This window comes from Bifidobacterium sp. ESL0775 (assembly GCF_029395475.1).
Taxonomy (GTDB): domain Bacteria; phylum Actinomycetota; class Actinomycetes; order Actinomycetales; family Bifidobacteriaceae; genus Bifidobacterium.
Genome location: NZ_CP113917.1, coordinates 2079389 through 2091740, shown reverse-complemented (window position 1 = coordinate 2091740; position 12352 = coordinate 2079389). Strand labels below are relative to the sequence as shown.

The window sequence follows — 12352 nt, the reverse complement described above, 5'->3', positions numbered from 1 at the left end:
GTATTTCCAATCACCGGAACCCAACAAATTTGAACACAACAGCAAACAATCAATGAAGGGAAACATGACAGTGGAAACTTTATCACTCGATGAGGCACTCGACCGCGGAACGATCGTTACCGATTTCCATGCGACTGACAAGGAGTCGGTGTTCCGTGAGCTTTCGCAGCGTCTGCACGATTGCGGCTACATCGAATCCGTCGACGCTTTCGTCGAGGCGATCCACGAGCGCGAGGCTCAGGGGGCCACCGGCATCGGCGAGCACGTCGCCATCCCGCACGGCCGCAGCGAGACCGTCAAGAAGAACGGCATCGCCATCGCCATCCTGCACGACGAGATCGAGTGGGAGTCGCTGGACGACACGGGCGCCAAGGTCGTGGTGCTTTTCGCCGTCGGCGCCGATGACGCCGGAAGCAAGCGCCACCTGCAGCTGCTTTCGATGCTCGCCCGCAAGCTCGGCAAGGAGGAGGTCGTTTCGGACCTGCTCAAGGCCGGCAGCGTGGACGACGTCATCGCGGCGCTCACCAAGGACTGAATTTTAAAGACTTGATGGGCCGGGCAACAGCGCTTGGCCCACTTCAAGAACAACCAACAGCAAAGAGAACAAAAGGAGCACAACATATGAAAATTGTTGGAGTTACCGCGTGCACGATCGGCATCGCGCACACCTACCTCGCGCAGCAGAAGCTCGAGGATGCCGCAAAGGCGGCCGGGGACGAGATCAAGATCGAGACCCAGGGCACCATCGGCGTCGAGAACGCGCTGACGCAGGAAGAGATCGACAATGCCGACATCGCGATCCTCGCGGTGGATGTCAAGATCTCGGGCGAAGAGCGCTTCAAGAACCACAAGGTCGTCAAGGTCTCCACGGAGGTCGCGATCAAGTCCCCGAAGAAGCTCATCGCCAAGATGCATGAGATCGCAGGAAAGTAATAGAGACAAGGAAGTCAGTTATGAAGGATTTTTGGAAAAAAGCTAATTTTAAGGGTCACCTGCTGACCGCCATTTCGTACATGATTCCTATCGTGTGCGGCGCCGGTTTCATCATCGCCATCGGTATGGCGTTCGGTGGCAAGGCGCAGGACTCGCTGGTCATCGGCAAGTTCGACTTCTTCCAGGCCATGGCGACCCTGGGCGGCAAGGCCCTCGGCCTGCTCCCGGTCATCATCGCCACCGGCATCGCCTTCTCGATCGCCGGCAAGCCCGGCATCGCTCCCGGCTTTGTCGTGGGCCTTGCGGCTGTGTCCATCAGCGCCGGCTTCATCGGCGGCATCATCGGCGGCTACATCGCCGGCTGGATCGCCTTCGCCGTGCTGAAGTACTTCAAGGTGCCGAACTGGGCCAAGGGCCTGATGCCGACGCTGATCGTGCCGTTCATAGCATCGCTGTTGAGCGGCCTGTTGATGGTCTATGTCATTGGTACGCCGGTCTCGTGGTTCACCACCTGGCTGACCAACCTCCTCAAGGGCCTCAACGGCACCTCCAACCTCGTGCTCGGCGCTGTCATCGGTGGCCTGTCCATCGTCGATTTCGGCGGCCCGATCAACAAGACCGTCTTCGCGTTCGCGCTCACCTTGCAGGCTCAGGGCATCAACGGCCCGGTCACCGCTCTGCAGCTGACCAACACCGCTACCCCGATCGGCTTCGGCTTCGCTTACCTCGTCGCCAAGCTCTTCCGCAAGCACATCTACACCCGTGAAGAGATCGAGACCTTGAAGTCCACCGTCCCGATGGGCGTGGTCAACATCGTCGAGGGCTCCATCCCGATCGTCATGAACGACATCGTCCGTGGCATTGTCGCTGCCGGCCTCGGTGGCGTGTGCGAAGGCGCGATCCTCATGTCCATGACCGGCGGCGAAGGCGCGACCGTTCCGTTCGGCGGCTTCCTGATGCTCCCGACCATGGGCAAGAACTGGTGGATCGGCCTGCTGGCGATTCTCGCCAACGTGTTCGTCACCGGCGTTGTCTATGCGCTGATCAAGAAGAACCTCACCCCGGAGGAAGTCGCGGGCATCAACGCGGCCGACGAGGAAGAGGAAGAGCTCGACCTGGACGACATCCAAGTCAGCAACTGAGCTGTGGGTCTATAGCAGCAAAATCGGCCGGCGCAAGCCGGCCGGCAACTGGTCGCCTGCCTGCTTTTCGGCTATACGGCAGGCAGCGCAGGCGGCCAATCATCGTCACTTTTAACCAACCAGCGGTCGATCGGACGGCCGGTCTTGTTATCGAAAGGTAATACATATAGTTATGACACAGACATTGAACACCACTCGCAAGATCCAGCTGGCGCCATCGCTGATGACGATGGATTTGGACCAGTTCAAGGAGCAGATCACCTTCCTGAACGACAAGGTCAATATGTATCACATCGACGTCATGGACGGCCATTTCGTGCCGAACATCTCCCTGTCGCCGTGGTTCATCGAGCAGGTCCGCAAGATCTCCGACGTGCCGATGGACGCGCATCTGATGGTCACGGACGCCGAGTTCTGGATCGACCAGCTCATCGACATCAAGTGCGAGCGCATCAACATGCCCTCCGAAGTGATCAATGGCAAGGCGTTCAGCCTGATCAAGAAAATTCATGACGCTGGCCTCAAGGCCGGTGTCGTACTCAACCCGGAGACCACGATCGACACGATCATGCCCTATATCGACCAGCTCGACAACGTCATGATCATGACCATCGACCCTGGTTTCGCCGGCCAGCCGTTCCTCAAGTCGACGCTCGACAAGATCGTCGAGCTGCGTCGCCTGCGTGAGGAGAACGGCTACGGCTATGAGATCGAGATGGACGGCTCCACCAACCTGAAGCACTGGAAGATGATTTCCGACGCCCAGCCCGACGTCTACGTCATCGGCCGCAGCGGCCTCTTCGGCCTCACCGACGATATCGAAAAGTCGTTCAACCAAATGGTTTCGGAGTATGAGCAGTCGACCGGCTTCCGGTTCGACACGGGCCGCTTCGTCTCAAAGAACTGAAGATTTTAGCATTTTGGGTTTGGCATCGGTTGGGGGCAATCGGTGCCAAATCTGGTAAAGGAGAACAATATGGCAACATCATTTACTTTCACGATCTCGGATCCTGAAGGCATGCACGCGCGTCCCGCCGGCAAAGTCGTCGAGAAGGCGCAGAGCTACAAGTCCGCGGTCTCGCTGACCGACGGCGACAAGACCGTCGACGCCAAGCGCATCTTCGGCGTCATGGGCCTTGGGGCCAAGTGTGGCGACACCATCACCGTCGACATCGAAGGCGAGGACGAGACCGCTGCGGCCAGCGAGCTCGAGGCCTTCCTTAAGGAGAACCTGTGATGCGAAAGATTCAGGGAACCGGTGTTTCCGCAGGCGTCGCCATCGGCACCATCCATGTGCTCGACTCCGGTGACGGGTCCGTCGAGCGTCGCGTCGTCGACGATTCGGCCGCCGAGGTCCAGCGCTTCCGCGCCGCCCGCGACACCGCCATCGACCAACTCGGCAAGCTGCGCGACAAGACCGCGGCCGAACTGGGCGAGGGCAAGGCCGAGCTGTTCGACGCGCATCGCTTGATGTTGAAGGACCCGGACTATGTGGAGAGCGTCGAGGGGATGATCACCACATCGAAGGTCAACGCGGAGTATGCCGTCAACGGCACCGCCGAGCAATTCGCCGCGATGTTCGCCGCGATGGATGATTCTTACATGCAGGCCCGCGCCGCGGATGTGCGCGACGTCTCCAAGCGCGTCATCAAGATCCTTGAGGGGTGCGACACCGCCACCCAGGACCCCGACGGCCAGCATATCATCGCCGCCGTTGACCTGACCCCGAGCGAGACCGTGCAGCTCGACCGCTCCAAGGTCTTGGGCTTCGTCACCGCCAACGGCTCCGCGAACTCGCACACCGCCATCCTCGCCCGCACCATGGGCCTGCCCGCCGTCATCGGCCTGGGCAAGGACTTCGACGCGGAAGACGACGGCAAAACCGCCATCGTCGACGGCTCGGCCGGACTCGTGCTGGTCGACCCCGACGAAGAGAACCTCAAGTCCTACCAGGACAAGAAGAAGAGCTACGAGGACCACCTCCGCCTGCTCCAGGAGCTCAAGGGCAAGCCCACGCAGACCAAGGAAGGCCAGACCGTCCGCCTGTACGCGAACATCGGCCGCCCCTCCGACGTCACGTCGGCGCTGGCCAACGATGCCGAGGGCATTGGCCTGTACCGCAGCGAGTTCCTGTATCTCGAAAGCGAGGACTTCCCGACCGAGGAAGCCCAGTTCGAGGCCTACAAGGAGGTCGCCCAGAGGATGGGCGATCGTCTCGTCGTCATCCGCACCCTCGATATCGGCGCGGACAAGCAGGTCGGCTACTTCAACTTGAAGCACGAGGACAACCCCGCGCTGGGCTACCGCGCCATCCGCATCTGTCTGACGCAGCCTGAGATCTTCAAGGTGCAGCTGCGCGCGTTGCTCCGCGCCTCGGCGTTCGGCAACCTCGCCATCATGCTGCCGATGATTACTTCGGTGCAGGAGGTCCGCGACGCCAAGAAGATCATCGACGAGGTCAAGGCCGATCTGCGCGCCAAGAACATCGCCTTCAACGACGGCGTCAACGTCGGCATCATGGTGGAGACCCCGGCCTCCGTCGTGATGGCCCCGGAGCTGGCGAAGGAAGTCGACTTCTTCTCCATCGGCACCAACGACCTGACGCAATACACCCTGGCCTGCGACCGGCAGAACCCGAACCTTTCGCGCTTCGCCGACCCGCATTCGCCCGCTGTGCTGCGCATGATCAAGATGGCCGTCGACGCGGCGCACGAAGCCGGCATCTGGTGCGGCATCTGCGGCGAGCTCGGGGCCGACCTGAGCCTGACCGAGACTTTCCTCGACTTTGGCTTGGACGAGCTGTCGGTCTCTCCGACAAGCGTCCTGCCGCTGAGGGAGGCGATACGCGAGCGCTGAGACGCGGCTGATTCCGCAGCTCAGACGTTTTGAAAACTTATCTATTCTTTAATCTGACATGTTGGGCGTGAGGCCGTCGACGCAACTGCGGGCGCGGCCTCACGCTTTATCTATTGCGGGGTCATGGATCAGTTCAGGGTGTTCCCCTTTTCGTCGGTTTGCGTGGCCCACTGGTCGATCATGTTGCTGATGACATGGAGCACGAAGGTGTGCACTTCCTGGATCCGCGGCGTCTTATCGGTGGGGGAGCGGAAGATGTAATCCGCATATTCATCGGCCGGCCCCTTGTTGGCTCCGCTCATGAGCACGGTGGTGGCGCCGCGCTGCTGGGAGGCCTTGAGGGCGTTGACGATGTTCTGGGAACGCCCGGAGGTTGTGAAGGCCACGACGACATCGCCGGGAAGCGCCAACGCCTCGAGCTGGCGTGAAAAGATTTCCTCGAAACTGTAGTCGTTGCTGATGCAGCTCGTGGTGGTGGCGTCGGTGCCTATGGTGACGGCCCGTACCGGCCGGCGGTTGAGTTTGTAATGCCCGATGAGCTCACCGGTGAAGTGCTGGGCGTCCGCTTCCGAACCGCCGTTGCCGAGGGTGTAGATGGTCCCGCCTTTGGCCAGCGATTCCCGCATCATCTCGCCGATCTTGATGATGGTGGGAAGCAGCGATTCCAGCTGTTGCGCGATGGCGAGGTAGTCGGCCGCCGCTTCGTTTTCTGCAGTGGGCATGTTATTTGTTCCTTTCTTCTTTGTCCGTGAGGATGTCCGATCGGGTGATTCCCAGCCGGTCGAAGGCTATGGCTCCCGCGCCGATGACCCCCACCTCGTCTCCGAGGCTTGCCAGGACTATCCGGGCTTTCTGCGCTATCGGCTCCATCGCGTTTTCCTTGACGATGGCGCGAACCGGATCGAGGAGCATGGCTCCAGCCCGGGTGACGCCTCCGCCGAGAATCGCCACCTCGGGCTCGAACGCGTTGACCAGATCGGTGAGCGCCTGCCCGAGGATCGAGGTCGTCTCGTTCCACACCGTCGAGGCGACCCAATCCCCGGCCGCGGTTTCCCTGGAGACGTCGGCGGCCGTGATGTCGTCGATAAGCGACAGAGAGGAGACCTGTCCGAGGGAGCTCGCCTCGTCCAGCTTGATTTGCGCTCGGCGGGCGATGTTGCGTCCGGAGCAATAGGCTTCCAGGCAGCCATGGCGTTTGCATGAGCACAGCCGGCCTCCTGGCCGGACCGTGATGTGCCCCAACTCCCCGCCGTTGCCGGTGGCGCCACGATAAGGACGGCCGTCGATGACGATGCCGCCTCCCACGCCCGTCGAAATGGTCAGGTAGATCATCGAGCTGGCCGACGCTCCGGCGCCGTACCATGCCTCGCCGAGCGCCGCGGCGGTGGCGTCGTTGTCAAGGTAGGCGGGGAGGCCGAAGTGGTTGGTTGCGATCTGGGTGATGGCGATGTTGGTCCAACCGGGAAGATGCGGTGGACCGATCAGCACGCCCGTATTGGCATTGAGTGGTCCGCCGCAGGAGATGCCGATCGCCCGGATGCCCTTTTCGTCGCCCATGACCTGCTCGCCCAATTTGAGCAGGCGCGGGATCACTTTTTTGGGTCCGTCTTCACGCTGGGTGGGGATAGAGGTGAAGTTTTTGCATTCGCCGCTTTCATTGACGATTCCGGCGGCCAGTTTCGTCCCGCCTATGTCGAATGCCAAAATCTTGGATGAATGCGCGTCGAATCTGTCTTGGTTTTGGTCATCGTTGAGAAACCTCATGAACGCCTCCATTGGTTGAAGTGAATCTGTATGGACGATTCACTTCAATATGATATGGAAACGTTCCCATATTGTCAAACTGTTGTGGAAATTATTTACCTATTTTGTTGAAATATGGACGGAGGCTCCGGTGCCTTCACGCGTTGTTTTGTTGTCCGCTGATGTCTTTCACCGACCCCCGGCTTTCGATGTGCGCGTTGAGGACGGTGGCTTGGAAGGGCGCCTGGGGATTGCCGATCCGTGAGATGAGCTGCCGGACCGCTGTGGTGCCCAACAAGGCCGCGTCCTGGGCGATGGTCGTGATTCCGGGGGTGACCATGGACATCCACGGCGCGTCGTCAAAGCAGACCAAAGAGATGTCTTCGGGAATCGACATGCCTGCATCCTGGATCGCGCGGTAGGCCCCTTCCGCGAGCAGGTTGTTCGCCGCGAATATCGCCGTCGGGACCCTTTTCTGCTCGAGCAGGCGAGCCACTAATTCGCGGGCGTCCTGCGCCGACCAGCCCGCGTACCCGACTTCCGCGTTGCTGATGTCGATCCCTTCTCGCGCATAGGATTCCTTGAACCCAGAAAGCCGGTCTTTCCCCGTCGTCCAGTCCGTCTCGTCGAGCAGCAAGGCGATGTGCCGGTGCCCTTTGTCCAGAAGGTCGCGCGTCGCGATCGCCACCGCGTCATGGTTGTTCACCGACACCGAATCGCAGCGATCGGTCGCGGTGACCCGGTCCGCCTCCACGACCGGGATGTTGTTGGCCAGCAGCAGGTTGGTGGTCTTCTCGTCTGTGGGGGTGATGACGACGCCGGCGACGCGCATCGTGAGCATCGCCTCGAGAATGTCGGAGGTGGAATCGTCGTCGAAAAGCAGCGTGATGTATCCGCGGTTTTTCGCCTCGTGGGCGGCCCCGGAGGCGAGGTCGGCGTAGAAGGAGTTCTCCAGTTGCGAGACGACCACGCCGATGATGTTCGATGTCTGCGCCCGCAGCTGGCGCGCGTGGGCGTCGGGAATGTAATGGAGCCGCTCGGCGGCCGCAAGGACCCGTCGCCTCACCTTCTCGCTGGTGTACCCGTTGCCGGTGAGGGCGCGCGAGGCCGTGGATTTCGAGACTCCCGCCGCTTTTGCGATGTCGATGATGGTGACTCGTCTGCGATTGGGATTTTGCGGGCGTATGGCCATCATGGATCTCCTATCGCTTGAACAATGCCCGATTTTACCGGGATGATGGTATCTGGCAAAGGCCGCATTTTTGCGTGAGATATATAAGGAAGCTCAAAACTTATAAAACGATAAAAACAATTTGAAAAAAATAATAAAATTTTGAAAGATTCAACAAATTGTGTGATAATATGAGGCTACTCAAACCGATGAGGTGTTTGAGCCTTAAGCAGAGATGCTTGAGCAGTAAGAAAGAAGGTAATGATGAAGTTATCGAATTTCCGCAAGTTATCAACCGCGCTGGTCGTAGTCGCCCTCATGGGATTCTCCGGCTGCGGTGTGAACATGAACGGCGACACATCCTCGAAGACGTCGGACAGCAAGTCGTCGTCGAAGTCGGATGACACCGATTCCGCCATCCCCGACAACAGCAAGATTCTTGACGGCATCAAGGTGGACAAGACGCTGCAAAGCAAGTTGCCAGATTCCGTCAAGAAGGCCGGCGCGGTCACGATTGGCTCCTACATCCAGGCCCCGCCTAACAACATGTACAGGAAAGACGGCAAGACGCCCGCCGGCGACGAGGTCGATCTGGCCAAGGCCATCGGCAAGAAGCTCGGCATCAAGATGAACTACAAGGACATGTCCTTCGACTCCCTGGTGACCGGTCTGGAATCCGGGCGTGTGGACATGACCATGGCGGCGATGAACGACACAAAGGCCCGTCAGGAGAAGGTCGACTTCGTGGATTATTACACGGCTGGCATCACGTTCCTCGTCCGCAAGGGCAATCCGAAGAACATCAAGAACCCCGACACCCTGTGCGGCACGAAGATCGCGGTCGCCGTCGGTTCCAGCCAGGAGGCGTATGCCAAGGAACGCGCCAAGATCTGCGAGACGAAGGGCAAGCCAAAGCTCGATCTGACCGTGACGCAGTCCGACACCCAGAACCAGACCCAGCTGCAGACCGGAAGGGTGGATGTCATCCTGCACGATCTGCCGAGCTCCGTCTACATCGCCAAGACCGCCGGACACGGCAAGCTCTTCGAGATGGTCGATTATCCGTCGATCAACGCCGGCCCGCTGGGCATCGGTTTCAACAAGAAGGACTCCCAGCTGCGCGATTGTGTGCAGCAGGCGCTTCAGAGCCTGATGGACGATGGAACCTATATGAAGCTCTTCAAGTCTTGGGGACTCCAGGGCGGAGCGATCAAGCAAGCAACGGTTAATACAGGAGAATGATTGTGTCTCTTCCCACGGATAAAACAAATCAGCAAGAACATGTCTTTCTACCTAAGACGCCCATAAGGCATTGGGGTAGATGGGTCACCGGGGCAGTCATCGTCGTTTTGCTTGTCGCTCTTGGTGTCGGCGCTTCAAAGGGGGACATCGAATATTCCTCGATCCCCGGTATCATTGTGGATCCCGTCATCCTGTCGGCCGTCGTGCGGACCATCGTCCTCGCGATCATCGCCCAGGGAGGAGCGATTCTGCTTGGCATATTCATCGCTCTGATGAGAATCTCCAAGAATCCTGTGGCCCGTGTCTTCTCGTGGCTGTATGTCTGGATTTTCCGTGGATTGCCTACGCTGTTGCAGATCATGCTTTGGTATAACATGGCCCTGGTTTTTCCCAGGGTCACCATCGGCATCCCGTTCACGAACATCATTCTCTTCGACCAGTCCACCAACAAGCTCATCAGCGCGTTTGTCGCGGCTCTGCTTGGCCTTGGACTCAACGAGAGCGCCTATATGGCTGAGATCGTTCGAGCGGGTCTGCAATCGGTAGACAAGGGCCAAAGGGAGGCTGCGGCCTCCCTTGGCATGAAACCTGGAAAGGTCATGTCCCGGGTCGTGCTTCCCCAGGCGATGCGTGTCATCATTCCGCCTACCGGCAATGATTTCATCAACATGCTCAAGGGAACATCCCAGGCTTCGGTCATCGGGTTCGCGGAGCTCATCCACGCTTCGAACAGCCTTTCATCCTATACCTTGTTGATCATGGAGACGCTTATCGCGGCTGCGTTCTGGTATATGGTGATCGTCTCGATCGCGAACGTCGGCCAGTACTTCCTTGAGAGGAAATACAACCCGGCAAAGGCGGAAGAATCCGGAGGTCTCATCGACAAGATCATTGATTCGTTGAAGACCCCACCGGCCCTACTTCGAAAGGGGAACAGGAAATGACTGCAGCTGCTAACGGAGAGGCGTTGGTAAGAGCCTATAACATCCACAAAAGATTCGGAAACCATGAGGTGCTCAAGGGCATCAACATGGAAGTGCATTCCGGTGAGGTGGTATGCCTTTTGGGCTCGTCCGGCGCAGGAAAAAGCACGTTCTTGAGGTGCATCAACCATCTCGAGACGATTGACGACGGAGAGATCTGGGTCGGTGACCAGCCGATAGGCTTCGAGCAGAAGGATGGCCATCTCCACGAGCTCAAGGAAGCGAAGGTGGCCGAGCAGATACGTTCCATCGGCATGGTCTTCCAGCGGTTCAATCTCTTCCCGAACCGCACCGTGTTGCAAAACGTCATCGAGGGACCCGTACAGGTCAAGCACGAGGACAAGAAGGAAGCCACGGAAAGGGCGCTGACCCTTTTGGACCAGGTTGGTCTCAAAGAGAAGGCGAGCCAATACCCCGACAGCCTTTCAGGCGGCCAGCAGCAGCGCGTCGCCATCGCCCGTTCGCTGGCCATGCGCCCCGACCTCATCCTCTTCGATGAGCCGACTTCGGCCCTCGACCCGGAATTGGTGGGCGACGTCCTGAACGTGATGATCGACCTCGCGAAAAACGGCATGACGATGATCGTTGTGACCCATGAGATCGGATTCGCCCGGCAGGTCGCCGACCGTGTCTACTTCATGGACCAAGGCGTCATCGCCGAGGAGGGGACGCCTGCGGAGGTCATCGACCATCCGCAGCATCCGCGCACCAAGCAATTCCTTTCCAGGGTTCTGTAGGAGATAATCAATGAATACTTCTCAGGAAGAATATCTCCAGCAGTTCCATGAGGGGACGGGATACCTGAATTTCTCGGGCATCGGCCCCATCTCGGAGGCCGCCATAGCGATTAATCACCAGATGGATATCGATCTGCAGCATGCGAAGGTCGGTACCGCTGAGGATCTCTCCAATCGCTATGTCGTCTCCGCGACACAGGAGATCGCCCAATACATTGGCGTCCCCACCAATCAGATAGCCATGCAGCCGAACACCAGCGAGGGGCTTTTCCAAGCGGCGTTCAGTCTGGGGCAGATTGATGGCCACGTTCCGGTCGTCCTGCTCAACAACCATGAGTTCCCCTCGAATTTCTATCCGTGGAAGCGCGCCGAATCCGCCGGTCTGCTGAAGACCCGGACCTATAGCGGCGACGCGACCGCGGAGAACATCCGTCCCTATCTTGATGGGGTGGACGTTCTCGCCCTCAGCGCGGTCGATTTCCAGACCGGCTTCAGGGTGGATCTCGATGAGATTCGGGAGGCGATTGGCGACCGGTTGCTCGTCGTCGATGGAATCCAGGCGTTTGGTGCCAGTCCCATGGATTGGAAGCTCGCCGACGTGCTGTTGGTCGGCGGCCAGAAATGGCTGAGGGCCGGATGGGGCAGCGGTTTCATGTACTGCTCCCAGCGTGCCCTGGAGCGTTGCGACAAGCCTCTGCTTTCCGGGTGGTTCGGCACGCAGACGCCGCATCTCTACGACGCCTTGCTGCACGATCCCGCTAAGGGCATCGAGCGCTTCAGCATCACCGCGCTCGACCCGATGGCCTCGGGCAGGCTCAGTGCCGCAATGCATCTGGTCAATTCGGTCGGTGTCGAATGGATATTCGGCAGAATCAACGATTTCGCCCTGCGTCTGGGTGCGGATGTCGAGCGTCTTGGCGGGCGCCTGCTCCGCTCGGACGATCCAAGGCACCAATCCACGGTGCTTCCGCTGTCGTTCGAAGGAAAGGACCCGGCCGGCATCGGCAAGGTCCTGACCGATGCGGGCATCGTGTGCTCCGTGCACCCCAAGACCGTCAGGATTAGCCCACACGCCACAAGTTCCCAGGAAACTTACGATTTGCTGGTTACGTCTCTGTCTGAGGCGCTGAAACAATAATAAAGAAAGGTTATTTACAAGTATCATGGCTAACGCTCAAATTCAAACAGAGAACGCTCCCGCCGCTATCGGGGCCTATTCCCAAGGCATTTTGTCTGGAGACACCCTGTATATCTCCGGCCAGCTGCCATTGGATCCGGCAACGGGAACCATTCCAGCAGATATTTCCGACCAGACCCGCCAATCGATCAAAAATCTTTTCTCCATTCTTGAAAAGGCAGGGTTCGAAGTCAGCGAAGTTGTTAAAGTTACTGTATACACAACGTCAATCGCTGATTTCGGGTCTATCAATGCCATGTATGAGGAAATGTTTGGTTCCTGTAAACCGGCACGGGCAGTAGTCGGAGTCAAGGAGCTCCCCAAGAATGCAAAGATCGAGATCGAACTCATTGCCAAACACTAGATCG

14 protein-coding genes are annotated in these 12352 nt (G+C 58.9%); 11 read left to right on the top strand and 3 right to left on the bottom strand.

The window, feature by feature from the left end; genetic code table 11:
- The first annotated feature begins 70 nt into the window (after positions 1-70).
- The 6 genes from OZX73_RS08175 (at position 71) to ptsP (ending at position 4931) form a co-directional block, all read left to right on the top strand.
- Positions 71-535 carry a fructose PTS transporter subunit IIA gene (locus OZX73_RS08175; protein ID WP_277149259.1) on the top strand — a complete coding sequence of 155 codons (465 nt, stop codon included), beginning with the start codon at positions 71-73 and terminating at the stop codon, positions 533-535.
- Positions 536-621: 86 nt separating this feature from the next.
- A complete protein-coding gene (locus OZX73_RS08170) occupies positions 622-933 on the top strand; it encodes a fructose PTS transporter subunit IIB (RefSeq protein ID WP_277149257.1) in 312 nt (103 codons plus the stop codon).
- 20 nt (positions 934-953) lie between these two features.
- Positions 954-2075, top strand: a complete 1122-nt coding sequence (locus OZX73_RS08165; RefSeq protein WP_277149255.1) for a PTS fructose transporter subunit IIC — start codon at positions 954-956, stop codon at positions 2073-2075.
- 172 nt (positions 2076-2247) lie between these two features.
- Positions 2248-2982 (top strand): D-allulose 6-phosphate 3-epimerase, encoded by a 735-nt coding sequence (alsE, locus tag OZX73_RS08160; protein ID WP_277149253.1) that lies wholly within the window; start codon positions 2248-2250, stop codon positions 2980-2982.
- A gap of 69 nt (positions 2983-3051) precedes the next feature.
- Positions 3052-3312 (top strand): HPr family phosphocarrier protein, encoded by a 261-nt coding sequence (locus OZX73_RS08155; protein WP_277149252.1) that lies wholly within the window; start codon positions 3052-3054, stop codon positions 3310-3312.
- A complete protein-coding gene (gene ptsP, locus OZX73_RS08150) occupies positions 3312-4931 on the top strand; it encodes a phosphoenolpyruvate--protein phosphotransferase (protein WP_277149250.1) in 1620 nt (539 codons plus the stop codon). The genes OZX73_RS08155 and ptsP overlap by 1 nt, the downstream gene beginning before the upstream one ends.
- A 128-nt stretch (positions 4932-5059) precedes the next feature.
- Here the strand turns inward: ptsP and OZX73_RS08145 are convergent, their stop codons facing one another.
- The 3 genes from OZX73_RS08145 to OZX73_RS08135 all read right to left on the bottom strand — a co-directional run bounded on the left by OZX73_RS08145 (position 5060) and on the right by OZX73_RS08135 (position 7869).
- Positions 5060-5653 carry an SIS domain-containing protein gene (locus tag OZX73_RS08145; protein ID WP_277149248.1) on the bottom strand — a complete coding sequence of 198 codons (594 nt, stop codon included), beginning with the start codon at positions 5651-5653 and terminating at the stop codon, positions 5060-5062.
- A gap of 1 nt (position 5654) precedes the next feature.
- Complete coding sequence (locus OZX73_RS08140) at positions 5655-6695, bottom strand: ROK family protein (protein ID WP_277149246.1); 1041 nt, start codon at positions 6693-6695, stop codon at positions 5655-5657.
- Between the two features lie 136 nt (positions 6696-6831).
- The gene (locus OZX73_RS08135; RefSeq protein WP_277149244.1) at positions 6832-7869 is read right to left on the bottom strand and encodes a LacI family DNA-binding transcriptional regulator; all 1038 of its coding nucleotides are present in this window, start codon (positions 7867-7869) and stop codon (positions 6832-6834) included.
- A 237-nt stretch (positions 7870-8106) separates the two neighbouring features.
- Between OZX73_RS08135 and OZX73_RS08130 the strand changes: the two genes are divergently transcribed.
- The 5 genes from OZX73_RS08130 (at position 8107) to OZX73_RS08110 (ending at position 12348) form a co-directional block, all read left to right on the top strand.
- Positions 8107-9087, top strand: coding sequence for an ABC transporter substrate-binding protein (locus tag OZX73_RS08130; protein WP_277149242.1), 981 nt, complete (start codon positions 8107-8109; stop codon positions 9085-9087).
- Between the two features lie 107 nt (positions 9088-9194).
- Positions 9195-10031, top strand: a complete 837-nt coding sequence (locus OZX73_RS08125) for an amino acid ABC transporter permease (protein WP_277149240.1) — start codon at positions 9195-9197, stop codon at positions 10029-10031.
- Positions 10028-10807, top strand: a complete 780-nt coding sequence (locus OZX73_RS08120; protein WP_277149239.1) for an amino acid ABC transporter ATP-binding protein — start codon at positions 10028-10030, stop codon at positions 10805-10807. The genes OZX73_RS08125 and OZX73_RS08120 overlap by 4 nt, the downstream gene beginning before the upstream one ends.
- A 10-nt stretch (positions 10808-10817) precedes the next feature.
- The gene (locus tag OZX73_RS08115) at positions 10818-11945 is read left to right on the top strand and encodes an aminotransferase class V-fold PLP-dependent enzyme (RefSeq protein WP_277149237.1); all 1128 of its coding nucleotides are present in this window, start codon (positions 10818-10820) and stop codon (positions 11943-11945) included.
- A 25-nt stretch (positions 11946-11970) separates the two neighbouring features.
- On the top strand, positions 11971-12348 hold the full coding sequence (locus tag OZX73_RS08110) for a Rid family detoxifying hydrolase (protein WP_277149235.1): 378 nt from the start codon (positions 11971-11973) through the stop codon (positions 12346-12348).
- Positions 12349-12352 lie beyond the last annotated feature (4 nt).